Raw genomic sequence first — 22,337 nt, forward strand, 5'->3', positions numbered from 1 at the left:
ATTGTGTCGGTGTGACTCCAGGGTGGCCCGAGTTTCAAAACCACCATCCACGTCTATCCGTTATTCTGTTGTCTGCAGAAGCTCTCTATAAGAGGCTGCGCGCGGCGACACCCAAGTCCTGCCACGCTTGCGGATGGCAACTAAAAATCAGAATCTGGTGACGAGCCGCCGCGTCATAGAGCACGCGCTTCATTTGGCCAAGGCGCTCCTGATCGGTGTTCACCAGCGCGTCGTCAAGGATGAGCAAGGTTGGCTTCCCCGCAGCCTGGAGCAAGTCGGCATATGCGAGACGCGCCACCACCCCCATCTGCTCCCTAGCCCCTACGCTCAGCTCTTCGAACTCTCCGCTTTCCGCACCGCTGGTACCCACCCTCGTGATGAGTCCGGGCGAGAGGTCCTCGCCCACTTCGATGCTCGCCCCTGGAAACAGGATCTGCAGATAGTGGTTGAGGTGATTTTGAAGTGGTGCCCGCAGGCGCCGCGCAAGTTCGGAGCGCTTTTCATTGAGCAGCTTTAACAGGTGGTCCAGCGCCTTTGCACGACGGCCTAGCTCAGTGCACCGTCGATCCACTTGCTCAAGCTCTCGCTGCTTTTCCGCGGCGGCTTCCTCCTGCCCAAGAGCCCCCTTTGCCTCAAGATCTGCCTCGAGTCGAGTAATGTCTGTCGCCCGCTGCGCGTGAGAGGCTTCGATCTGCTTTGCGCTCCGGTCGAACCTCTCGACATCCTGCTGTAGCACAGGCAGATTGATCGTCTGCAGTTGACCGGCAAGCTCAGTGGCCTTGCTGTGGGCCGATGCTTGGTGCGCCAGTGCATCGGTCAAGGCCTGACTCGCTTCCGCCTTTTTCTCTGCCCGCTGCGGGTCGTTCAGCGTCGCCTTGACGGCCAAGAGCTCATCTTCCGCCGCCTTGACCTTTGCGCTCGCATCGCTGACGGCGAGCTTCGCTTCGTTGAGCTCTACGGAAGCGTCAGCGAGTGCAGCCCGGGCGGCCGACTCCTCTGACTCTGCTTGCGACACGCTGAGTACCGAAGCCTCGGCATCCGCAGGGGCTGCCATTGCCTCGAGTGCCATCTTGCCTTCGGTAAGTTTGGAGGTTTGTGCAGCTAAGTCCGTGGTCAGGGCGGCAAGGCCTTTCGGAGCGTGAGCCGCAAGCACAGCCGCCGAGGCGTTGGCCTCGGCTGTACGCTGCCCCTGCAGGCGCTCCCGCTCGTCGGCGGCGGCTAGGCTCGCGACGCCTAGCATCTGCAAAATCGAAAGCTGCATATCCCTTTGGCGGTCGCGGTCGCTAGCAAGGCTCTCGAGGTCCTCACCACCCGGCAGCACAGTGATACGGCCTACCCCCTCGATCTCTATGGCCGTTCTGGCTACGACGGTCAGGCGCTTGAATCCTGTCACCTCCGTCTGAGCCATCCGAACTTTTGCGGTTGGCGATAGCTCAAATTCCAGCGCTGTGGAGACAGCGTCCAGCCTGGCTTGCGCGGTGCGGAGCGCGTCGGAACAGTCGCGAAGTCGCTTGAGCTCACCGGCAGGCATGGCGAGCGCCTGGGCATCGGCCTGTAGCCGCGTCAGCTTGTCTTGCTCGATCTGGGCTTTGCTTCGACTCTGCTCGAGTGCTGTGACTTGCGCTGTGAGGTCTTCAACGGCCTTCGCCTGCATGACGCGGGCAGCGGCTTGGCGCGCCGCGTGCAGGCGCTCTCGTGCCTCGACGTCAGCTTGTATCGCGGCTGCTTGACGCGGTTCCCAAGCCTGAAGCTGAGTTTGCGCCTGGTGCAGTCGTTCTTGAGCGTTTTTGAGATTCGTCTCGCGCAGGCCGAGAGCCTCCTCGTCTCGCCCCATAGTCTGGAGCTGATCACGCAGGGCATTCACCTGCACGGTGGCCTGCCTCAACACAGCATCTTGCGCCGCCTTCTTTTCGGAGAGCCCCTTGGCCTCATCCAATCGCGCTTGGGCCAACGCCAACTGCTCTCGCAAGGCTACCCAAGGGCGCGAAGCATCGTCGCTGTCGTGATCCCGGCGCAAGCCCGCGAGCCGGTCGACGCTGGCACGATAGGTTTCGACGTCCTTGCGCAAAACTTCCAGCTCAGCCTCGAGCGCTGATCGACGGTTGAGAGCCTCCGAAAAGATGCCGCGTGCAGCCCCGGTGGACGGGGTAAGGAGCTCGTTGCGCTCAGCCTCAACAGTCTTAATGACGGCGTCCCCACTCGTGGCAGCCAATTCACCGAGCGTATCTCCGAGGGCGTTTCGCAGGTAGTCACCAGCGAAGCGCACCGCGTCGGAGATTTCATGCGACATTCCCTGCTTGATCCACAGGAGCCCTGGGACCCCCATGTGCTCCGGTGAACTTGCGCCTTTGCCAGCAAAGCGAAATCCGAGGAGGCCGCCCAGGTGATCTTCTGCGGCGACTCCGTCCATTGACTTGCTATCGATGACGAGCTCGCAGCGCTTCTTTCCCAAGAACGCCTTTATGAGACGGGCAGGTTTGCCGTTGAATTCGAACTCGATTTCGACTGTTGGTGTCGCTGAACTATCGCTCCAAGGTCGCAGTGAATCCACTGCACTGGACCGGTGCCGCTCGAAAAATGCCGCACGAATGGCCTCGGCGACGGTGGACTTGCCAGACTCGTTAGGTGCAACGAACAAGTTCAAACCGTCGGCTAGGCCGCTAAGTTCCAGCGGTGCACGGAATCGCTTGAAGTTCTCGATTCGCAAACGCTTGAGCTTCATGCGCCAGCTCCCGCGCGAGGCCCTTGGGCGTCAAGGACTCGGGCCAGAGCAAGAATCGCGTCTCGCGCAAGCTCGGGATCACTGCCATTTTGCTGGGCCAGCAACTCCTGCAGCACCTCGCCGACAAACCCGTCGGCGCGCAGGGTCTGTATGTCTTCTTCTGTTGGCTCGAGCCTCAACGCTGCATCATCCCAGACCATGGCACGCGTCCTTGCTCGCGCCGCGTCCAGCGCGGCAGTGAGCTTGCGATGCCCGGCCAAATTGCAGGTACCAGATACACGCACCTGCAATACATCGTCGCTGTCCGCAGTGTTCAAAGCGTTCACAAGCCCGTCAACGTCCGAGTCAACCGCCATGTGCACTTCTAGCTGGCGCCAACTGAACCGCCCTGTCCGCACCGGCTCGACAACGGGTGTGATGCCTTCCGCCGCGATGGAAACGTAAAGCGCTTGACCCGAGTCGTTCGCCTTGAACCGATCAGTCTCTGGTGTGCCCGCATACCAGGTCCTGTCGTCGACACGCTTCGTCCCGTGCCAATCGCCTAGGGCGAGGTACGCCAGCCCAGAGTCTTGTGCCCTGCCAGCGGCAATCGGATTCGCCGAGTCTATGTCGCTAGGGAGAATTCCCTGCACGCACCCGTGCGCAAGGCCGATCCGCGGCAATCCATCGCCAGCGGGTGCCGTGCTGAACCAGTCGGTGAGGTCGTTGTGGGTGTGGCGTTGAGTGAGCGGTGCTGGCAGCAGGGTGAATTTTCCCGCCACGACGACAGGCTTCAGGTCCAAGCAAAGGAGGGCGTTACTTGGAATGGCATCTATGCGACGGGCACGGGTCCAGACGGACTCGGTCAACGCAGCATCGTGGTTACCCGGGATAAGTACCCACGTACCTGCAAAGTTGCGCATTGCATTAAACAGCCGTCGGATAGTCTTGTCGGATACTGTCTGCGCGTCGAACACGTCGCCAGCGACCAAGACGGCGTCGACGCCGCGCTCGGTAGCGATAGCCGCCAACCGTTCCACCGCCACGAAGCGCGCCTCGAACAATGCTGCAGCATCGTCAGGCTCGAACTGCGAAAAAACCCGACCGATCTGCCAGTCGGCCGTATGCAGAATCGAAATCAAGATGCCCCTCCCTCGGTTCTTCCGTTCTTCCGTTCTTCCGTTTTTCGGGATATGTGCTCCGCGACGATAAGCCAGCAGTCACGCTAAATGCGATTCAGTGTAACAAAATGTAAGCCATTGCACGGAGGTTATCAGAAGCCACATGGCACGGAAAGCGAAGGCGGACCGCGTACGGCTTTCACTCATTTAGCTTTCTGAACGTCAGCAACGCGCCAGCACGATCGGGGCGATCAAAATCGGCAGTGCGGACCGGAGCGTCGCGTCGCTCGTCTTGCCTGCAGCGTGCTCCCCCCCGTTGCCTCAGCGATTCCCATTTACGTTCGCGCCTCGCCTCCAATGTCGATCATCGCGGCCCCTGGCGTTAATCATCTACGCCATTGCCGCTGCCTCCACCGGTAGAGGTAGTCCTGGGAAACGGTTTTCTTCCCCCACAAAACCGCAGAATGGCGTGCGCGAACAAGCGACCTCGGTCAACCGATATCTACGACGAAGCCACCCGGACTTGCAATGCGGACAAAGATGCCGCACTACGCCGCTCAATCGTTCGAAACTCACGACGCCCCGCACTGGGTACCGCTCCAATTCATGTACAAACAAGCTCGGACGCGTGCCGATGCACAACAAGGTCACTTGACGCTTGGCGCGTGTAAGCCCCACATAGAACAGTCGACGCTCCTCTTCGTGCTGGTTCTTCTGCGCCGGCAGCAGGAGTTCGATCAAGGGTTCGGGGACTCCATCACGGGGATAGCCGCCCCGGCCCGCGTCAAGCCCTACCATGACGACGAAATCCGCACCAAGCCCCTTCGATCCGTGGAGAGAATGGTGCGAAAGTAGCAAACCACGTGGCTCGAATCGCGTCACCAGGTCGTCCAGCACGGCTTGTGTCAGTCCTTCGGGAAGATGCCTTTCCTGTCGATTGCGCGTCAGAATAAAGACCGTGGCCGTCTTACCACTGGCTGCGTTGGCCTCTGCCATACGCTCCAACTCCCGCTCTAACACATCCACGCGCGCAACAGCCGAGTCCGCGTGCTCAACGACTCGCACCACCGACTCCTTCGCGGGATTATGCGCCTCCACGGGCTTGTCAATAAGCGTCCCGGAAGTGCCGCGCATGACAAACCAGCGCGCTACGTCCGCGATGCCTTGTGCACAGCGGAACGTCTTCTTCAGCATGGAAGGTGCCGTCCATCTGGGCCGTATTGGCGAAGTCGCTGCGTTCGCAAGCGCCCTCGCGAGACCATCGTAGGTACAGCGGAAGATTCCGACGTCCGAACCAGCGAAGCGGTTAATCGATTGCCAGTCGTCACCGACACAGAACAGCACCGAGTCTTTGGCGTGCTGATCAAGCAATCCCTGTACGAACTGCGCTCGCAGGCGCGAGATATCTTGAAATTCGTCCACAAGAATCAGCTTGTACGAGGTCAAAGGCTTAGCGGCAGCGCGTAGGGCTGTCGCCGCCTCGCTAATCATACCGGCGTAGTCGATGAGCGGTCTTCCACTTTGACGCTCCGCCTCCTCCATCCGAACATTTAGCTCGCGAAGTAACTGGCGCATCCAGCGCAGAAAAGACGCCGCGCGTGCTTGATTAGCGACATCGAGCTGACCCGCGCGAACCTCGATGTCTTCAAAACTCAGGCCGGAATCCCGGAACTTCGACACAAACTCGGAAATAAGATCGGTAATCGAATCCTCCTGCACCAATTCGCGCAACGCCCGCGCGCGGCGATTCTGGTCCTCGGCAGGAATCGCGATGCCCCTCGCGGTCAATTCCCGCTCGAGATTGGCAAAAAGACTGCCGTCGGCAAATTGCGCGCTACGCGTCTCGAAAAAGCGAGAAACAGTCCCCTTCTCTCCCCGAAGAATACGCCCGAGCACCTCCCGCTTGTGCCTTGCCCGCTCCTCGTAGGGCAAACCCAGGAATGCGGGAGCACGTCCTTTCGCGTCCAGCCCAAAGTGCTCGTGAAATATTCGCTTGCGCGGATCATGGGGGTTGGTATACGAAAAGTCCGGCCGATAGAAACGAACTCGTTCACGCTCCGGTAAGTCACGGTTAATTTCATCGGTGACCCAAGGCGGTGCTGCTTGCTCGTACTGGAAGTCGACACCGCGCAAATGCAACCAATTGACAATTCGTGCCTCTTCGCTAGAGCGAACGTAGATATTAGGCGCAAAGGTCGGCACAGTGGCCTCGAACGGCTTTGCGTTTCGCCGTGCGTTGCGTGCGATCCGTTTGCACATCGCTTCATAACGGGATTCGCGTTCGGCCAGCGTAGTTTCATCGAACGGCTCAAGCTCGGGGACAGGGAAGCGAAAGGTAGTTGCCCAGCTCAAGAGGGCATCGGCAAACCCAGAGCTATCGTTGTCGTGTACAAGATCGAGCAGTACCGATCGCAACAGCCGCTTTCCCGCAGAGCTCGCAAAGTCAATCACTCGCGGCCGACTCGACTTACCGCGCTCGCGCTGCTGCCGCATCCATAGCTTCAGGCCGAGCGAATGGAAAGTACGTGCCTCGACACGAATCGGGCGATTTAGCTCGCGACCAACATTTTCCTCGATCCGTTCACGAAGCTCCTTGGCTGCTGCTTTGTTATACGCGAGCACCAAAATCTCGTCATCTGCAAAGTGGCCCGCCTTGAGCGCATACCCCACTTTGCTGACCATGACGGATGTCTTCCCCGACCCGGCTGCCGCGACGGTGACGTTAGCATCGTCGAAGCGCAATGAAGCGTCCACCTGCTCCCCCGTCAAAGGGGTAGCTTCGATGCGCGAAAAGTACGCGGCCTGCGCTTTTGACTCACGTAAAACGAATTGCTCGTTGTGGTCTGCGCGCACTACGTGCGGCTTCGTGAAGAACTGTTTGATCAGTTCGAAGCGCCGCCTCAATGCCTCATTGACAGGCGCTGAAGCAAGGAAGGGATGGGTGCTCCACGTGTTGAATCGATCACGGAATGCCTGCGAATCCAAGTCGGTATAAAGCGCAATAAGTTGCTCTACCTCGCTGTAGCGCACATAGCGCGATGCCGCAAAGAGCGCATTCCGCTTAAGCTCAAACTCGGCAAACGCATCATCGATCCGAATCTGCTCGTTAGTCAGGGCCGCTTCGATTGCATCGACAACGGTCTTACGCAATTCCAGTACGCGTAATCTCGGGGCAATATAAACACTCGGAAATAACTGGAGCTTGGAGTACTGCACGGTCAGGTCTAACCTCGCAAGCCCCAGCCAGCGAAGCCAGAACGGCCCACTACCTATCTCGGCGGAAACGACCTTCTGCGAGGAAATTGATTCAGATTGCACGCCAGCGATGTGGTACGGGTGCGAGAGCTGCACGTCTAGTTCTGTTGGGCGGCGACCACACAATAGCGCGTGCCACCAATTTTCCGTAAAGCGTTGGGAACTGATAGGATTTTCTTTTTTCAACTTCGATTCCTGTCGTAAAGCTTACTGATTTAATCGAATTCTTATTTGTGAAAGCGCGCGATTAATCGGGCCCCTTCCCCCTGCGGAGCAAATCGCCAGTCGCCTGCGCAATCGGCCCATTTGGCTGTTATCGCTCACATATCAGCCCTCAATGCCGGCCTAGCCAGCGCAAAACAATGCCTGAATACAACAAAGACGCAACTGTCAAATCTGACAGGCACCGACCTCGGCGTCAGCTCCGTTCCACGTCCGCGCGCCCCTCCTGCATCGCACTGATCCCAAATTTTTTCGGACCTATATCACCTCCGCGAGCACGGCCAGTTATGGCCGCTCCGTCGGTGCAATGCCGTACCGACGAACCTGCCTCAGGAGTCCGGTGATGCTCTCCCCTCTCGATTTTCTCATCGCCTTCGCACTCGCATTCCTCGGCGGTGCGCTGGTGGCCGCGTGCCACTGCCGGTACGTCGGCAAGATCCGGCGCGACGCTTATGCCCATGCATGCGAGGCCCCCATCCATGCGTGAGCTCCCCCCGGTCTTTTCCTATGACGACGAGGGTGACAATGAGGACCCGGCGTGGCATCAGTCGCGACAGCGTCAAGATCACATCCTGCGACCGCAAGCTGGCGCCGACTTCGATCGCCAGGCACTCGCGGGTGAATTCATCGATCACGCAAAGCATCTTCAACGCCCGCCCGTCCACCAACTGGTCGTGCACAAAGTCGTAGCTCCATACCGAATTGGGTTGCGTCGCACCGGGCAGACGAATGTCGCTGCCACAACGGCGACGGCGAGGCCGCCGCCGCGGAATGTTGAGCTGCAAGGCCCGCCACATTCGCCGCACGCGCGATTCGCTCAGCGCCAGCCACGCCGACATACGTCGGTAGCCGAAGCGCGGCACTTCCTGAGCCGCAGCAATCAGTCGCTCGCCCAGGCTCCGATCCTTCTCCGGTTGCTTGAGCGTATAGGTTGCCACCCGGCGACTCAGCCCCAGATAGCAACATGCCTTGCGTTGAGATAGCCCCCGCCGAGTCAGGACTTCCAGCGCGTCGCGCCGGCCCGTTGGGGTACTCATTTTTTTCGGCCGAATTCCTTCAGGCCGTCGATGACCAGCAATTGCTCTGCGATCAAACGCTTGAGCCGCTCGTTCTCCGATTCCAGATCCTTGAGCCGACGGGCATCGGCCACATCCATGCCGCCGAACTTGTTGCGCCAACGATAGAACGTCTGTTCCGAGATGTTGTGGCGCTTGCACAGATCCTTCACCGGCTCGTCCCGGCTCTCGGCCTCGCGCAAGATTCGAATGACCTGCTCGTCGGTAAATCGCTTCTTCATCGAGTTCTCCTTGCCTCTAGGATAAAAGAGAACTCACTTGCCGAATGGCTAGAAGAAACGTCTCAGGTCACTCTGTTTTCGAACATCGCGCAGTCAAGTCAGCCGGGGACCGTTGTCCAGCGGCCATCTGCATCAGGTGCCAAAATTAGCAAAGCCCGCTTCTTTCGAAAATGGAAGGCTCTGGCAATATTTCTGCGTGGTCGATCTCGCGAAACTCCTTATCAATACAGCAGCGCTTGAATTTCTTCCCGCTTCGACAGTAACAGGGTTCATTTCTCCCGGGCAGCGTATATTCAGAATTTGGCACCAGTTTCTTACCCCAAGCTATGCCCCCGAAATTTGACACCGAAAGATGCTTTTGATTGAACGCATCGCGAAGATATTGAACACCGCTAAACCCAGGTGCGTTGTCTTGAATTGAGACCACACAACGTTTGTCAACCGGATTTTCGACGAGAGCCACATGATCAATTTCAAGTATATTTTTTGCAATGCCATACGCCATCTGCCCTCGATATAGCTCACCCTTTCGATGATTGCATTCAAATGAGTCAATATCACTGCAACATATACTGCACTCAAATCGCTCAACAACGAAACCGCAACTGGCAAAAATTTTGTAGGGGTAGAGTGACTCTAGCGCAAACAACTGCTCGACCAAAGAGGTCAAGGTAAAACCAGAAAGCCTACGAATTACGCGAAGCGAGTCGCTAGCGTCTTGCAATGCCTGCCATGATTCCGAATAGCGTCCCTCTGAAATTTTCCGCCAAATCCGGCCATATGAACGAAAGAACGTTACATACGTCTCCAGAATGAATAGGTCATTCAAAACCTCATCCGGACTACTCGCGTGAATTTCGCGCACTGCCTTCAGTTGATCAAGTAGACCATCAAGGGCGGCCGACGAGTCCACGCCGACCTCCAAATCGATTTTGGCGAGATGAGCTTTAATTACGTCGCGCATTCCAGCCAGTATGGCTAGACCCTCGTTACTATTGAGTAGTTTCATCGAAGAAATTATCCAAATCGAAACGTTTGATAGCTTTGCTTAACGAATCTTCATCACCTGAGAATTCGAATCTCTTTGTAGTACCATCCCGCTTATTCTGATACATGACAGACAAGTGAACCTTCGGCCGATCCTGTGGTAATTTTCCTTTGAGCTTGTCATATAGGTAATTAGAGACCAGATTCAGCAATACTGGCATCGCGACGTCGCTCGATAGGTATATCAACGGAAGCCAAACATCGACACTATGAAGAGTAATCCTTGGCGATGAGGTCGGCAGCGAAATCGGGAGCTCAGGACGCTGTTGCTTGAGCCATTTTGCGAAATCGGCGCCGTCGGCCTTCAGGCCGAGCGAAGTGTTGCCATAGGGTTCCGGGACGAGGCCGATACCACCGTGGCCCGAACTGAAGTACTCCAGATACGTTGCGTCATCTGTGACGGTATGAACGGAGAGCTCGTCATTAGATTGAATTTGATTTTTTAGCAAGTCTCGCCCCAAAAATTAAATTGTGGTGAATTGATAGGCACCCAAATTTTCGGGTGCCGGCGGCCCCGCGTCAATCATCTATCACGGTGGCCGGATACGGCGCGATCAGCCTTCGTCGGTCAAGACATTCCCGCGATTGGGCGGCGCACGCAAGGGTCCAAATATGCCCGTGCTACGAGCGCACGAGTCTGTCCAGCTTGGTTACTAATTCCTCTGAGCGCAGGTGTGTATAGCGCTTCAACATCTGCATCGACTTGTGTCCGCTGATAGCGGCGACCTCTTGGTCGCTGAAGCCCGCTTCTACGAGCCTGCTAACCGCTTCGTGGCGCAAGTCGTGAAAATGGAGATCGGCAAAGCCGAGCTCGCGAACGATACCGGCCCAAAGCTTCTGGAACACATACGGCTTGCGCCGACCATCCCGACCGGGCTCGCCAAAAAAGATAAGATCCGTGTCGATAGGGCGTATTGGATTGTCCAGCGCTGCGCGCAGAATTTCGGCCGCGGCACGAGTTAATGGAACAGTCCGCGCCGTACCATTCTTGGTGTCGCGCAAAGTGACGATTCTCCGATCAACATCGATCTGCGAGCGTCGCAGCCCGGTAATTTCCGATGAGCGCATGCCCGTCTCGACCGCTAGCCGCACGACCCAACCGAGCATTGGGTTGCTATGAGCGCCAACAGCATCGAACAGTCGCTGCTGTTCCTCCGGCGACAAACGACGATTCCGCCCAGCTCCGGGGCTCGGCTTTCGGATGTTGGCGACAGGATTGAACGTGAGCCCGATTCCCCACTCCTGAATCGCGACTCGAAACAGATGACCGAGCATCGCGAGTTCGATGCGCACGGTATTGTTAGATTTGCCTGCCACTAAGCGCTCGTCACGGTACTTCGCGACGAGGTCGGCGCTAACAGCCGCCATTGAGTACTTGCCGAAGAAGGCTTCGAGGTGGCTCCGTGTGAATTTCTCACTGCGCTGCGTGGTCGCCTTTTTGGTGACGGACACCTCTTCCATGTACCGCTTCAACGCGGCCGACACCGTGAGCTTTTCGGAGGGCGCGCGAGACAGATAGACACCCCGAACCATCTCATCTTCGGTCCGACGAGCCCAATCCTCGGCATCGCGTTTGGTGCGGAAAGTCTTGGCCGTAGTCGGCCAGCCGATCTTGCGAATGACCGCCTTCCACGTGCCGGAACGCGTCTTGACGATGGTTGCCATGTACCTGTTCTGAGAGCTGACTGTACCGAAAATGTACTTTTCAACGCCCAGAAAGCACAAGGGGTTACGTGAAAATCACGTAACCCCTTGATTCTATTGGTGCCGGCTGCAGGACTCGAACCCGCCACCTGATGATTACAAATCAACTGCTCTACCAGATGAGCTAAGCCGGCGTAGCGCGAGATTCTACCTCATTTCACGATCTTGAGGCGAGGTCTGCTGCCGCCTTTCGAGCCGTCGCCGTCGGTTTTCGGCGGTTCGTCGGCGCCTTCGGACGGTTCCTCGTTCGCGCCGCTGTCGGCGACGGGCGCCAACGGCGATACGGACTCGTCACGCGGCGCATCATCGGCCGACGCGGCGTCATCGTCGAACGCGCCCGAATCCTCGCCTTCGCCCGCGACCGCATCGACCTGGAACGCCATGCCCTGCCCGTTCTCGCGCGCATAGATCGCGAGCACGTTGGCCACCGGAATCTCGATCTTGTGCGCCTTCCCGGAGAACCGGGCCGTGAACTCGATCCACTCGTTGCCCATCTGCAACTGGCTCGTCGCCTCGAAGCTGATGTTGAGCACGATCTCGCCGTCACGCACGAACTGACGCGGCACGCGCGTCGAGTTGTCGACCCTCACCGCGATATGCGGCGTGTAACCGTTATCGGTGCACCACTCGTACAACGCGCGCAGCAGATACGGCTTCGTTGAAATCTCTTGCATCACAATCCTCGAACCCGGAGCGGGCGCGCGGCACGCCGCGCCACCGCTCCGTCATGCCTTCATTGCAACATTAGCGACGCATGACCTTTTCGGACGGCGTCAGTGCTTCGATGTAGGCCGGACGGCTGAAGATCCGTTCGGCATACTTCATCAGCGGCGCGGCGTTCTTCGACAGCTCGATGCCGTAGTGATCCAGGCGCCACAGCAGCGGCGCGATCGCGACGTCGAGCATCGAGAACTCTTCGCCGAGCATGTACTTGTTCTTCACGAAGATCGGCGCGAGCTGCGTCAGGCGATCGCGGATCGCGAGGCGTGCCTTCTCGTGGTTCTTCTCCGCCGCCTTGCCCTTCTCGTTCTCGAGCGTGCTGACGTGGACGAACAGTTCCTTCTCGAAGTTGAGCAGGAACAGGCGCGCGCGGGCGCGCTGCACCGGGTCGGCCGGCATCAGTTGCGGATGCGGGAAGCGCTCGTCGATGTACTCGTTGATGATGTTCGATTCGTACAGGATCAGGTCGCGCTCGACGAGGATCGGCACCTGACCGTACGGGTTCATCACCGAAATGTCTTCCGGCTTGTTGAACAGGTCGACGTCGCGGATTTCGAAGTCCATGCCCTTCTCGAACAGCACCAGCCGGCAACGCTGGGAGAACGGGCAAGTTGTGCCGGAATACAGAACCATCATATTTGCGTTTCCTCAAAAAAGCCGAGGGCCGGCACGCGGCGCAACCCCTTTCACGGGTTCCGCCTTGCGCCGGCCCCACGCCGGTCAGGCGTGTTTACTTGATATCTTTCCAGTACGCGGCATTCAGCCGCCAGGCCAGGAAAGTCAGGACACCGAGAAAGATCAGCACCCACACGCCAAGGCGCTTGCGGGTCTGCTGGGCCGGCTCGGACATCCATGTCATATAGGCCACCAGGTCGGCCACCGCAGCGTCATAGTCAGGCGACGAAAGCGTGCCCGGCGTGACCTGCTGGAAGCCGACGAGCACGTGGGCCTTCTCGCCCGTCTCCTCGTCCGTCTTGTCTTCGAATTTGGCTACGCGCTGCCCCTGCAACTGCCACAACACATGGGGCATGCCAACGTTCTCGAACACCGCGTTGTTCCAGCCGGTCGGCCGCGTATCGTCGCGGTAGAAGCTGCGCAGATACGTGTACAGCCAATCGCGGCCGCGTGCACGCTCCTCGACCGACAGGTCGGGCGGCGTGGTGCCGAGCCAGTTCTTCGCGTCGTCGGGCCGCATCGCGACGGACATCGTGTTCCCGACCTTGTCGGTCGTGAACAGGAGATTCTTTTCGATCTCCTTCTGGGATATGCCCAGATCCGTCAGACGGTTGTAGCGCATCAGGTTCGCGCTGTGGCAGTTCAGGCAATAGTTTACAAACAATTGCGCGCCGTGCTGAAGCGAAACGAGATTTTCCGTGTTATCGGGCGCCCGGTCGAGCGGAAAATTACCCTCCGCCCGCACGGCCGGCGCCGCCACCAGCGCACACGCGGTCGCCCCGATCAGCGCGAGTGTCGAAAGCAGTTTCTTCATGTCGTTCTCTCCTCGCTCACGTTAATGGGGCTTGAAGCGCACCCGTTCCGGCGGCTGCTTGAACGTGCCAAGCGGCGTCCAGACGGGCATGCCGAGGAAGAACGCGAAATAGATCAACGCACAGGCCTGCGCGATCAGCGTCGCCGCCGGCGATGGCGGCCGCGTGCCGAGGAACGCGAGGGTCAGGAACGCCGCGACGAAGATCCCGAGGAACACCTTGTGGAACAGCGGCCGGTAGCGGATCGACTTCACCGGGCTGCGGTCGAGCCACGGCAGGAAGAACAGCGTGATCACCGCCGCGCCCATCACGACGACGCCCCAGAACTTCGACTCCGTCAGGTACATGAACACGACGATCGCGGCGGCCAGCACCGGCAGCCCCACCTTCCACTTGCCGCGCGCGCGGATCAGCGCGAGCACGCCGAGCAGCGCGATCACGATCATCAGCACGATCTTGAACGGGTCGGTGGTCGCGCGCAGCATCGCGTAGAACGCGGTGAAGTACCAGACCGGCGCGATCTCCGGCGGCGTCTGCAGCGGGTTCGCCGGGACGAAGTTGTTCGCCTCGAGGAAGTAGCCGCCCATCTCCGGCGAGAAGAACACGATCAGCGCGAACACCATCAGGAACACGCACACGCCGAGGAAATCGTGCACCGAGTAGTACGGGTGGAACGGGATGCCGTCGAGCGGGATGCCGTTCTCGTCCTTCTTCGCCTTGATCTCGATGCCGTCCGGGTTGTTCGATCCGACTTCGTGCAGCGCCACGAGGTGCGCGATCACGAGGCCGACCAGCACGAGCGGAATCGCGATCACGTGGAATGCGAAGAAGCGGTTCAGCGTGACGTCGGACACGACGTAGTCGCCGCGAATCCACAGCGACAGGTCCGGGCCGACGAACGGAATCGCCGAGAACAGGTTCACGATCACCTGCGCGCCCCAGAACGACATCTGGCCCCACGGCAGCAGGTAGCCGAAGAATGCCTCGGCCATCAGGCACAGGAAGATCGCGCAGCCGAAGATCCAGACGAGCTCGCGCGGCTTGCGGTACGAGCCGTACAGCAGCCCGCGGAACATGTGCAGGTACACGACCACGAAGAACATCGATGCACCGGTGGAGTGCATGTAGCGGATCAGCCAGCCCCACGGCACCTCGCGCATGATGTACTCGACCGACGCGAACGCGAGCATCGAGTCGGGCTTGTAGTTCATCGTCAGGAAGATGCCCGTGACGATCTGGTTGACGAGCACCAGCAGCGCGAGGGAGCCGAAGAAGTACCAGAAGTTGAAGTTCTTCGGCGCGTAGTACTCGGATACGTGCTTCTTCCAGGTGGACGTGAACGGGAAGCGCTGGTCGATCCAGCCGGTGAAACCTGTCGTGGAGACTTCGTTGTTGTCGGCGGCCATCACGCTTCTCCTTTCTCGTCCTTGCCGATCACGAGGGTCGTCGCCGACGTGAACATGTAGGGCGGGATGTCGAGATTCTGAGGCGCCGGCTTGTTCTTGAACACGCGGCCGGCGAGGTCGTAGGTCGAACCATGGCACGGGCACAGGAAACCGCCCGGCCAGTCGTCCGGCAGGTTCGGCTGCGGACCCGGCGTGAAGCGTTGGCTAGGCGTGCAGCCGAGGTGCGTACACACGGCCATCACGACGAGAATGTTCTTGCGATCGGCCCGCGACCGATATTCGTTCGCGCAATACGCGGGCAACGGCATCGAATACGGGGATTTCGTGGCCGGATCGGCCACTTCCTTGTCGGCCTTGACGACGTCGGCCAGCATCGAATCGGTGCGATTCAGGATCCAGACGGGTTTGCCGCGCCACGGCACGGTGACCATTTCGCCCGGCTTCAGACCGCTGATGTCGACCTCGACCGGCGCACCGGCCGCTTTTGCTTTCGCGGACGGCGCAAGCGACGCCGCGAAAGGTATGACGGTGGCGACGCCTCCTACGCCACCTGCTACGGATGTCGCAATCAGCCAGGTACGGCGGCCGCTGTCGACGCGTTTCTCTTCCTTGTCTCGCATCACACGCCCCACTTCTGAGTTGGATTTTCCGTCACGACTTTCCATTCCGCCGCTAGTTTGCTCGAATGGAGTCGTCATTTACAAGGCCCGGAGATGAAAATCCCTTCGAAGTGTTTGATAGTTAAGGGTTATCCCCCACTATCGGAGCAATTAAATCATTTCGCTTTTAAGTGGATGCTACATTGTGGAATTTCGATGCACCGCCGCAAATCCGGCGCTCAGACCGGATTATGAATATCGATAAAAAGGTGTTCGAGATCGAATTCCTCGGACAAGTGGCGCCCCAGCGCCTGGATTCCGTAGCGTTCGGTCGCATGGTGCCCCGCCGCAACGAACGCGACACCGCTTTCCGCCGCCGCGTGCGTGGTCGACTCGGACACCTCGCCGGTCAGGAACACGTCCGCACCGGCGTCGATCGCCGCATCGAAATAGCTCTGCGCGGCGCCCGTGCACCACGCGATGCGGCGCAACTGCGTGTCCGGATCGCCGAGCACGAGCGGCGTGCGGCCGAGCGTGTGCTCGACCTTCGCGACGAAGTGCTCGAGCGTGACGGGCATCGGCAGCGTCGCCATCCAGCCGAGATCGCCTTCGCCGAAACGCTGCTCGCCGATCAGCCCGAGCTTCTCGCCGAGCTGCGCGTTGTTGCCGAATTCGGGGTGCGCGTCGAGCGGCAGGTGAAACGCGAACAGGTTCAGGTCGTTCGCGAGCAGCAGTTTCAGGCGCTGATACTTGCGGCCGGTGATCTGCGGCGCCTCGTTGCGCCAGAAATAGCCGTGATGGACGAGCACGGCATCCGCGCCCCATTCGAGCGCGGCTTCGAGGAGCGCGACCGACGCCGTCACGCCGGTGGCGATCTTCTCGATCTTGCGGCGCCCCTCGACCTGCAGGCCGTTCGGGCAATAGTCCTTGAAGCGCGCGGTTTCAAGGGTATTGTTCAAGTACAATTCGAGTTCGATCCGATCCATATAAACCTCTAATCCATTCAGATGCTTAGACGCTTCTGGCTGTTCTTCGCGCAGGCGGTGACCGTACTGCTCGCGCTGATGTTCATCGTCGTGACGCTCAAGCCGCAATGGCTGCAACGGCAAGGACAGCTCGGCAAGCAGCTCGCCACGCCGATCGTCGCGCTGCGCGAAGTCGCGCCGGGCATCGGCGGCGCACCGGCAACCACGTCGTATGCCGAAGCCGCGCAGAAGGCGATGCCGGCCGTCGTCAACGTGTTCTCCAGCAAGGACGGCTCGCTGCCGCCCGACCCGCGCGCGAAGGATCCGCTGTTCCGTTACTTCTTCGGCGACCGCAACGCCCGCAAGCAGCAGGACGAGCCGGCCGCCAACCTCGGCTCGGGCGTCATCGTGAGCCCTGAAGGTTACATTCTAACGAACCAGCACGTCGTGGACGGCGCCGACCAGATCGAAGTCGCGCTCGCCGACGGCCGCACGGCCACCGCGAAGGTGATCGGCAGCGATCCCGAAACCGATCTCGCGGTGCTGAAGATCAACATGACGAACCTGCCGACGATCACGCTCGGGCGCTCCGACCAGTCGCGCGTCGGCGACGTCGTGCTCGCGATCGGCAACCCGTTCGGGGTCGGCCAGACGGTCACGATGGGCATCATCAGCGCGCTCGGCCGCAACCACCTCGGCATCAACACGTTCGAGAACTTCATCCAGACCGACGCGCCGATCAACCCCGGCAACTCCGGCGGCGCGCTGGTCGACGTGAACGGCAACCTGCTCGGCATCAACACGGCGATCTACTCACGCTCCGGCGGCTCGCTCGGCATCGGTTTCGCGATTCCGGTCTCGACCGCGCGCACGGTGCTCGAAAGCATCATCACGACGGGCTCGGTCACGCGCGGCTGGATCGGCGTCGAGCCGCAGGACGTCACGCCGGAAATCGCCGAGTCGTTCGGGCTCCAGCAGAAATCGGGCGCGATCGTCGCGGGCGTGCTGCAGGGCGGCCCGGCCGACAAGGCCGGCATCCGGCCGGGCGACATCCTGGTGAGCGTCAACGGCGAGGACATCACCGACACGACGAAGCTGCTGAACGTCGTCGCGCAGATCAAGCCGGGCACGCCCACCAAGGTGCACGTCGTGCGCAAGGGCAAGCAGTTCGACGTGAACGTCGTGATCGGCAAGCGCCCGCCGCCGCCGAAACAGGCACTCGACGAGCAGGACAGCGACAGCGAATGACGGTCGGCGGGCGGCACGCCGCCTGCCGGTCATGACGCGATGCGGAATTGAAAAAGGGCAGCCGGGCCTGAACTGCACCCCAAAAGTTGGACACCCGTCCAACCTTTGGGGTGTTTTTCATGACGAAGTACAACGAGCAGTTCAAGCAACGCATCGTTGGCTCAAGTTGAAAGGGCTGAGTCCCGTGCAATACAGGACTCAGCCCTTGGGCGCCTAGCCTTTAACTGTCCAACTTTGCGGGGTCAGTTCAGCCGGCTGCCCTTTTACCTTGCTTCAAACGATGCCTGGTGCCGGGAAGATGGCTATGCCACGCACCGGCCGGCGGCCAACCGCGGTACCGGGCCCACGCCGACCTGGCCGCAGCGCCACGCGGCGGCGCGCCGTCAACTCGCGGCTTCGCCGTTGCCTGCCTCGCCCTCTTCCACCGGCTTCTTCGGTACGAAGAACCGCGCGGCCAGCAGCCCGATCTCGAACAGCACGATCAGCGGCAGCGCGAGCATCAGTTGCGAGAACACGTCCGGCGGCGTGACGACCGCCGCGACCACGAATGCGCCGACGATCACGTACGGCCGCATCTCCTTCAGCTTCTTCAGGGACAGCACGCCCATCCGGACGAGCAGCACGACGACGATCGGCACCTCGAACGTGACCCCGAAAGCGATGAACATCCCCAGCACGAAGCTCAGGTAGTTGTCGATGTCGGTCGTCATCTCGGCCCCGAGCGGCGCGTTGTAGTGCGCCATCACGCGGAAGATCGTCGGAAACACGAGGAAGTACGCGAACGCCATCCCGCACAGGAACAGGAAGTAGCTGCTGCCGACGAGCGGCGCGACGAGCTTCTTCTCGTGCTGGTACAGCCCCGGCGCGACGAACGCCCAGATCTGGTACAGCACGATCGGCAGCGCGATCACGAGCGCGACGAGCATCGTGACCTTCATCGGCACGAAGAACGAGCCGGTGACGTCGGTGACGATCATCTTGCCGTCTTTCGGCAGGTTGTCCATCAGCGGCCGCGCGAGCAGCTTGAAGATGTCCGGCGCCCAGTAGACGAGCCCGACGAACACGACGATCACGGCCAGCCCCGCGCGAATGATGCGATCGCGAAGCTCGACGAGATGGGAAATGAAGGTTTCTTCCGGGGCGTCGCCCGGGTTCTGCTGGGGGTCGCTCACACCGGCCCTCGGTAGGATTGACGAGCGAGCATGCGCTCGACTCAGAAGAAGCGCGTCGGCCGGCGCAGGCTGGCCGGCTGGTGGCGCGCGACACGCGCGGCGCCTGACTGCACGTGCGTGCGGCGGGTGGTCGCGCGCTTGTACCAGACAGGTGTCGCCGCCTGCTTGATGCGCCAGTTGCGACGCTTCGGCGCAAGCGCGGTCGAACTGCCTCGCCACGACGGCGCCGCGGGCGTGTCGGAACCCGCGGAACCGACGGAACCGGCGTCGCCGGACGCCCCGTCAAGACCGCCGACCGCGGAATGCCACGTGTCGTTCAGTTCCTTCTCGTGCTCGCGCAGGTTGTCGTGAATCGTCGTCTCGACATTGCGCGCGGCCGATTCGAAATCGGTCTTCATCGTCCGCAGCGCGTCGAGTTCGATTTCGCGCGAGACCTCGGCCTTCACGTCGTTGATGTACCGCTGCGCGCGGCCGAACAGCGCGCCTGCCGTACGCGCGACGCGCGGCAGGCGCTCGGGGCCGAGCACCACGAGCGCGACGACGCCGATCAGCGCCATCTTCGAAAGACCGAGATCCAGCATCGAGAATGCCTGTCAGCGTGCCGGCGTTACGCCTTGTTCGAATCGGAACGCGTCGTTTCCTTCGCGTTGACGTCGACCGCGCCCGAACGCGGCAGCTGCTGCGCATCCGCCGGCGTTTCGCCTTCCTTCATGCCGTCCTTGAAACCCTTGACGGCGCTGCCGAGGTCGTTGCCGATGTTGCGCAGCTTCTTCGTCCCGAAAACCAGCGCGACGATCAGCAGCACGATCAGCCAGTGCCAAATGCTCAATCCACCCATGATGAAACCTCTCCTCAACCACGCCGCCATGCGGCGCAAATCGCCGGCGACGCGCCGGCTTCGACTATCGGATGCGGGGAAACGCCCCGCGTCGTCAACCCATTCGCTGCCACGGGCGCGGGCCGGCCAGGATATGCGCGTGCAGGTGGTAGACCTCCTGCCCGCCGCCCGGGCCCGTGTTGATCACCGTGCGAAAACCCGTTTCGCCGCCCGTATACGCGACGCCGAGCTGGTCGGCCAGACGCGCGACGAGCAGCATCAGCCGGCCGAGCATCGGCGCATCGGCCTCACCTGCCGCCGACAGCGTCGGCAGGTGCCGGCGCGGAATCACGAGCACGTGCGTGTCGGCCGCCGGGCGGATGTCGCGGAACGCGACGAATTCATCGTCCTCGTGCACCTTCGTGCTCGGGATCTCGCCTGCCGCGATCTTGCAGAACAGGCAATTCGGATCGTGACTCATGTTGCTCCTGCAAACGCCCGCCCGCGGCCGGTCAGAACCACGCCTGCGGATCGAGCGTCTTGTTGTCGTTCAGGTACAGCCAACCCTTGATGATACGGTACAGCGTCCAGATCCACGTGACAAACATCACCGCGAATCCGATCACCACGAAGGCCAGCGCGAACCCGATCACGTAGGCGATCAGCGCGCGCCAGAACGTGCGGATCTGCCACTCGAAGTGATCGGCGTACGGCGTGCCGGCCACATCGCCGCGCTTCACGTAGTTGATGATGATCGCAATGATGCCCGTCACGCCGCCCGTCAGCCAGTGAAATGCATAGAGGCCGTAGAGCACGTGCGTGAGCGTGCGCAGCCCGTTCAGGCGTTCGGCGTCCGCTGCGCCCGGCACCGCCGGCGTCGGAAACTGGTTCGACGTATCGTTCATGATGCTACCCCCGTTGGATGACAATTCTTACAGCTTACCGCACTGTTGCCACCGCGGCGGGCCTGCCCGTCACCCGCCGTTTTCCTCGCGCTCGCGACGCTTGCGCAGCGCTTTTTCCTCGATGCCCGACAAGCCTTCGCGGCGCTCGAGTTCGGCGATCACGTCGGCCGGGCTCAGGTCGAAATGCGACAGCATCACGAGGCAGTGGAACCACAGGTCGGCCACCTCGCCGACGAGCGCGCCCGGCGCGCCGCCCTGGCGCACGTCCTTCGCGGCGAGCACGACTTCCGTCGCCTCTTCGCCGATTTTCTTCAGCACCGCGTCGTCGCCCTTGTGGAACAGGCGCGACACGTACGATTGATCGGGATCGCCGCCCTTGCGGCTATCGATCACGGCCGCGAGGCGCAGCAGCGTGTCTTCGGTCGATTGCGTCATTTGTAGATGTGTTCGGGGTCTTTCAGCACCGGCTCGACCGCGACCCAGTCGCCGCTGTCCACCGTACCTTCGAATTTCTGGAAGAAGCACGAATGCCGGCCGGTGTGGCACGCGATGCCCGACACCTGCTCGACCTTCAGCAGCACGACGTCCTCGTCGCAGTCGAGCCGCACCTCGTGCACGTGCTGCACGTGGCCCGACTCCTCGCCCTTGAACCACAGGCGCTTGCGCGAACGCGAATAGTAGACCGCGCGCCGGGTCTCGACCGTCTTCGCGAGCGCCTCGCGGTTCATCCATGCGAACATCAGCACGTCGTTCGTCGACGCTTCCTGCGCGATCACCGGCACGAGGCCGTTGTCGTCCCAGCGGACCTTGTCGAGCCACGCGGGCAGGGATTTCGTTTCGGTATTCATCACAGCCTCACCGGGATGCCCTGATCGGCCATGAAGCGCTTCGCCTCGCCGACCGTGTGCTCGCCGTAGTGGAAGATGCTCGCGGCCAGCACCGCGTCGGCGCGGCCGTCCTTGATGCCGTCCGCGAGATCCTGCAGGCAGCCGACGCCGCCCGATGCGATCACCGGCACCGGCACCGCGTCCGACACGCCGCGCGTGAGCGCGAGGTCGAAGCCCGACTTCGTGCCGTCGCGGTCCATGCTCGTGAGCAGGATCTCGCCCGCGCCGAGCTCGGCCATCTTGCGCGCCCATTCGATCGCGTCGAGGCCCGTGTTCTTGCGGCCGCCGTGCGTGAACACTTCCCAGCGCGGCGTCTCGCCGTCGGCCGATACGCGCTTCGCGTCGATCGCGACGACGATGCACTGCGAGCCGTACTTGTCGGCCGCGTCGCGCACGAGCTGCGGATTCGCGACCGCCGACGAGTTCATGCTGACCTTGTCCGCGCCCGCGTTCAGCAGGCGCCGCACGTCCTCGACGGCGCGCACGCCGCCGCCGACGGTCAGCGGAATGAATACCTGCGACGCGACGGCTTCGATGATCGGCAGGATCAGGTCGCGCTGGTCGGAGGTCGCGGTGATGTCGAGGAAGGTGAGTTCGTCGGCACCCTGGTCGTCGTAGCGGCGGGCGATTTCGACGGGGTCGCCGGCGTCGCGCAGCTCGACGAAGTTGACGCCCTTGACGACACGCCCGGCGGTCACGTCCAGGCAGGGGATGATGCGTTTAGCTAGAGCCATGATGTTGCGCCAAATGCCGCGCTGGGACGGCCGGTTACGGAAGCCTCGCG

General features: G+C 60.9%; 21 protein-coding genes, 1 tRNA gene and 1 pseudogene. 1 reads left to right on the forward strand and 22 read right to left on the reverse strand.

Going from position 1 to position 22,337, the window contains the following annotated elements:
- Positions 1-85 precede the first annotated feature (85 nt).
- From KPB06_RS22600 to KPB06_RS22665, 14 genes and pseudogenes are all read right to left on the reverse strand, one after another.
- Positions 86-2,722 carry an AAA family ATPase gene (locus tag KPB06_RS22600; RefSeq protein ID WP_275905649.1) on the reverse strand — a complete coding sequence of 879 codons (2,637 nt, stop codon included), beginning with the start codon at positions 2,720-2,722 and terminating at the stop codon, positions 86-88.
- Positions 2,719-3,843 (reverse strand): metallophosphoesterase family protein, encoded by a 1,125-nt coding sequence (locus KPB06_RS22605; protein WP_186047831.1) that lies wholly within the window; start codon positions 3,841-3,843, stop codon positions 2,719-2,721. Before KPB06_RS22605 ends, KPB06_RS22600 begins: the two co-directional genes overlap by 4 nt.
- Positions 3,844-4,212: 369 nt before the next feature.
- Positions 4,213-7,263, reverse strand: coding sequence for a UvrD-helicase domain-containing protein (locus KPB06_RS22610; protein ID WP_275905648.1), 3,051 nt, complete (start codon positions 7,261-7,263; stop codon positions 4,213-4,215).
- Between the two features lie 578 nt (positions 7,264-7,841).
- A pseudogene (locus tag KPB06_RS22615) lies at positions 7,842-8,596 on the reverse strand (transposase); the annotation flags it as partial.
- Positions 8,597-8,741: 145 nt separating this feature from the next.
- Positions 8,742-9,605: a YecA family protein gene (locus KPB06_RS22620; protein ID WP_275905647.1), complete on the reverse strand. Its 864-nt coding sequence runs from the start codon at positions 9,603-9,605 to the stop codon at positions 8,742-8,744.
- Positions 9,589-10,092 (reverse strand): hypothetical protein, encoded by a 504-nt coding sequence (locus KPB06_RS22625; protein WP_275905646.1) that lies wholly within the window; start codon positions 10,090-10,092, stop codon positions 9,589-9,591. Before KPB06_RS22625 ends, KPB06_RS22620 begins: the two co-directional genes overlap by 17 nt.
- A 172-nt stretch (positions 10,093-10,264) precedes the next feature.
- On the reverse strand, positions 10,265-11,308 hold the full coding sequence (locus KPB06_RS22630) for a tyrosine-type recombinase/integrase (protein WP_275905645.1): 1,044 nt from the start codon (positions 11,306-11,308) through the stop codon (positions 10,265-10,267).
- 97 nt (positions 11,309-11,405) lie between these two features.
- Positions 11,406-11,481, reverse strand: a tRNA-Thr gene (locus KPB06_RS22635).
- Positions 11,482-11,499: 18 nt separating this feature from the next.
- On the reverse strand, positions 11,500-12,021 hold the full coding sequence (locus KPB06_RS22640) for a ClpXP protease specificity-enhancing factor (RefSeq protein WP_059640166.1): 522 nt from the start codon (positions 12,019-12,021) through the stop codon (positions 11,500-11,502).
- Between the two features lie 70 nt (positions 12,022-12,091).
- On the reverse strand, positions 12,092-12,703 hold the full coding sequence (locus KPB06_RS22645; protein ID WP_006400565.1) for a glutathione S-transferase N-terminal domain-containing protein: 612 nt from the start codon (positions 12,701-12,703) through the stop codon (positions 12,092-12,094).
- A 94-nt stretch (positions 12,704-12,797) separates the two neighbouring features.
- Positions 12,798-13,556, reverse strand: coding sequence for a cytochrome c1 (locus KPB06_RS22650; RefSeq protein ID WP_275905644.1), 759 nt, complete (start codon positions 13,554-13,556; stop codon positions 12,798-12,800).
- 21 nt (positions 13,557-13,577) lie between these two features.
- Complete coding sequence (locus tag KPB06_RS22655) at positions 13,578-14,960, reverse strand: cytochrome b (RefSeq protein ID WP_059640170.1); 1,383 nt, start codon at positions 14,958-14,960, stop codon at positions 13,578-13,580.
- The gene (gene petA / locus KPB06_RS22660) at positions 14,960-15,580 is read right to left on the reverse strand and encodes a ubiquinol-cytochrome c reductase iron-sulfur subunit (protein WP_006491868.1); all 621 of its coding nucleotides are present in this window, start codon (positions 15,578-15,580) and stop codon (positions 14,960-14,962) included. Before petA ends, KPB06_RS22655 begins: the two co-directional genes overlap by 1 nt.
- A gap of 218 nt (positions 15,581-15,798) precedes the next feature.
- Entirely contained in the window at positions 15,799-16,545 is a 747-nt protein-coding gene (locus KPB06_RS22665; protein ID WP_059577234.1) for a Nif3-like dinuclear metal center hexameric protein, read from the reverse strand.
- A 21-nt stretch (positions 16,546-16,566) separates the two neighbouring features.
- Here KPB06_RS22665 and KPB06_RS22670 point away from each other — a divergent pair, with 21 nt between their 5' ends.
- The gene (locus KPB06_RS22670; protein ID WP_059577237.1) at positions 16,567-17,772 is read left to right on the forward strand and encodes a S1C family serine protease; all 1,206 of its coding nucleotides are present in this window, start codon (positions 16,567-16,569) and stop codon (positions 17,770-17,772) included.
- 383 nt (positions 17,773-18,155) lie between these two features.
- On the opposite strand, the gene tatC is transcribed toward KPB06_RS22670, so the two are convergent.
- From tatC to hisF, 8 genes are all read right to left on the reverse strand, one after another.
- Positions 18,156-18,944 carry a twin-arginine translocase subunit TatC gene (tatC, locus tag KPB06_RS22675; protein WP_059577240.1) on the reverse strand — a complete coding sequence of 263 codons (789 nt, stop codon included), beginning with the start codon at positions 18,942-18,944 and terminating at the stop codon, positions 18,156-18,158.
- Positions 18,945-18,985: 41 nt separating this feature from the next.
- Positions 18,986-19,525, reverse strand: coding sequence for a Sec-independent protein translocase protein TatB (gene tatB, locus KPB06_RS22680; RefSeq protein ID WP_059577243.1), 540 nt, complete (start codon positions 19,523-19,525; stop codon positions 18,986-18,988).
- A 26-nt stretch (positions 19,526-19,551) separates the two neighbouring features.
- Positions 19,552-19,782 (reverse strand): Sec-independent protein translocase subunit TatA, encoded by a 231-nt coding sequence (tatA, locus tag KPB06_RS22685; protein WP_006477115.1) that lies wholly within the window; start codon positions 19,780-19,782, stop codon positions 19,552-19,554.
- Positions 19,783-19,876: 94 nt separating this feature from the next.
- Positions 19,877-20,242, reverse strand: a complete 366-nt coding sequence (locus KPB06_RS22690; protein WP_027783360.1) for a histidine triad nucleotide-binding protein — start codon at positions 20,240-20,242, stop codon at positions 19,877-19,879.
- A 31-nt stretch (positions 20,243-20,273) separates the two neighbouring features.
- Positions 20,274-20,666 carry a DUF4870 family protein gene (locus tag KPB06_RS22695; RefSeq protein ID WP_059236499.1) on the reverse strand — a complete coding sequence of 131 codons (393 nt, stop codon included), beginning with the start codon at positions 20,664-20,666 and terminating at the stop codon, positions 20,274-20,276.
- A 69-nt stretch (positions 20,667-20,735) separates the two neighbouring features.
- Entirely contained in the window at positions 20,736-21,101 is a 366-nt protein-coding gene (locus KPB06_RS22700; RefSeq protein ID WP_027783358.1) for a phosphoribosyl-ATP diphosphatase, read from the reverse strand.
- On the reverse strand, positions 21,098-21,514 hold the full coding sequence (gene hisI / locus KPB06_RS22705) for a phosphoribosyl-AMP cyclohydrolase (RefSeq protein ID WP_059577245.1): 417 nt from the start codon (positions 21,512-21,514) through the stop codon (positions 21,098-21,100). Before hisI ends, KPB06_RS22700 begins: the two co-directional genes overlap by 4 nt.
- On the reverse strand, positions 21,514-22,287 hold the full coding sequence (gene hisF, locus KPB06_RS22710; protein ID WP_039366643.1) for an imidazole glycerol phosphate synthase subunit HisF: 774 nt from the start codon (positions 22,285-22,287) through the stop codon (positions 21,514-21,516). Before hisF ends, hisI begins: the two co-directional genes overlap by 1 nt.
- Between the last annotated feature and the right edge of the window lie 50 nt (positions 22,288-22,337).

The organism is Burkholderia semiarida (assembly GCF_029268935.1).
Lineage (GTDB): Bacteria > Pseudomonadota > Gammaproteobacteria > Burkholderiales > Burkholderiaceae > Burkholderia > Burkholderia semiarida.

Coding starts and splice junctions, on each gene's coding strand:
- KPB06_RS22700 (WP_027783358.1), bottom strand. CDS start 21,101: ATGACGCAATCGACCGAAGACACGCTGCTGCGCCTCGCGGCCGTGATC.
- KPB06_RS22640 (WP_059640166.1), bottom strand. CDS start 12,021: ATGCAAGAGATTTCAACGAAGCCGTATCTGCTGCGCGCGTTGTACGAG.
- petA (WP_006491868.1), bottom strand. CDS start 15,580: ATGCGAGACAAGGAAGAGAAACGCGTCGACAGCGGCCGCCGTACCTGG.
- KPB06_RS22690 (WP_027783360.1), bottom strand. CDS start 20,242: ATGAGTCACGATCCGAATTGCCTGTTCTGCAAGATCGCGGCAGGCGAG.
- KPB06_RS22655 (WP_059640170.1), bottom strand. CDS start 14,960: ATGGCCGCCGACAACAACGAAGTCTCCACGACAGGTTTCACCGGCTGG.
- tatB (WP_059577243.1), bottom strand. CDS start 19,525: ATGCTGGATCTCGGTCTTTCGAAGATGGCGCTGATCGGCGTCGTCGCG.
- tatA (WP_006477115.1), bottom strand. CDS start 19,782: ATGGGTGGATTGAGCATTTGGCACTGGCTGATCGTGCTGCTGATCGTC.
- hisI (WP_059577245.1), bottom strand. CDS start 21,514: ATGAATACCGAAACGAAATCCCTGCCCGCGTGGCTCGACAAGGTCCGC.
- KPB06_RS22620 (WP_275905647.1), bottom strand. CDS start 9,605: ATGAAACTACTCAATAGTAACGAGGGTCTAGCCATACTGGCTGGAATG.
- KPB06_RS22630 (WP_275905645.1), bottom strand. CDS start 11,308: ATGGCAACCATCGTCAAGACGCGTTCCGGCACGTGGAAGGCGGTCATT.
- KPB06_RS22665 (WP_059577234.1), bottom strand. CDS start 16,545: ATGGATCGGATCGAACTCGAATTGTACTTGAACAATACCCTTGAAACC.
- KPB06_RS22695 (WP_059236499.1), bottom strand. CDS start 20,666: ATGAACGATACGTCGAACCAGTTTCCGACGCCGGCGGTGCCGGGCGCA.
- hisF (WP_039366643.1), bottom strand. CDS start 22,287: ATGGCTCTAGCTAAACGCATCATCCCCTGCCTGGACGTGACCGCCGGG.
- KPB06_RS22650 (WP_275905644.1), bottom strand. CDS start 13,556: ATGAAGAAACTGCTTTCGACACTCGCGCTGATCGGGGCGACCGCGTGT.
- KPB06_RS22670 (WP_059577237.1), top strand. CDS start 16,567: ATGCTTAGACGCTTCTGGCTGTTCTTCGCGCAGGCGGTGACCGTACTG.
- KPB06_RS22645 (WP_006400565.1), bottom strand. CDS start 12,703: ATGATGGTTCTGTATTCCGGCACAACTTGCCCGTTCTCCCAGCGTTGC.
- KPB06_RS22600 (WP_275905649.1), bottom strand. CDS start 2,722: ATGAAGCTCAAGCGTTTGCGAATCGAGAACTTCAAGCGATTCCGTGCA.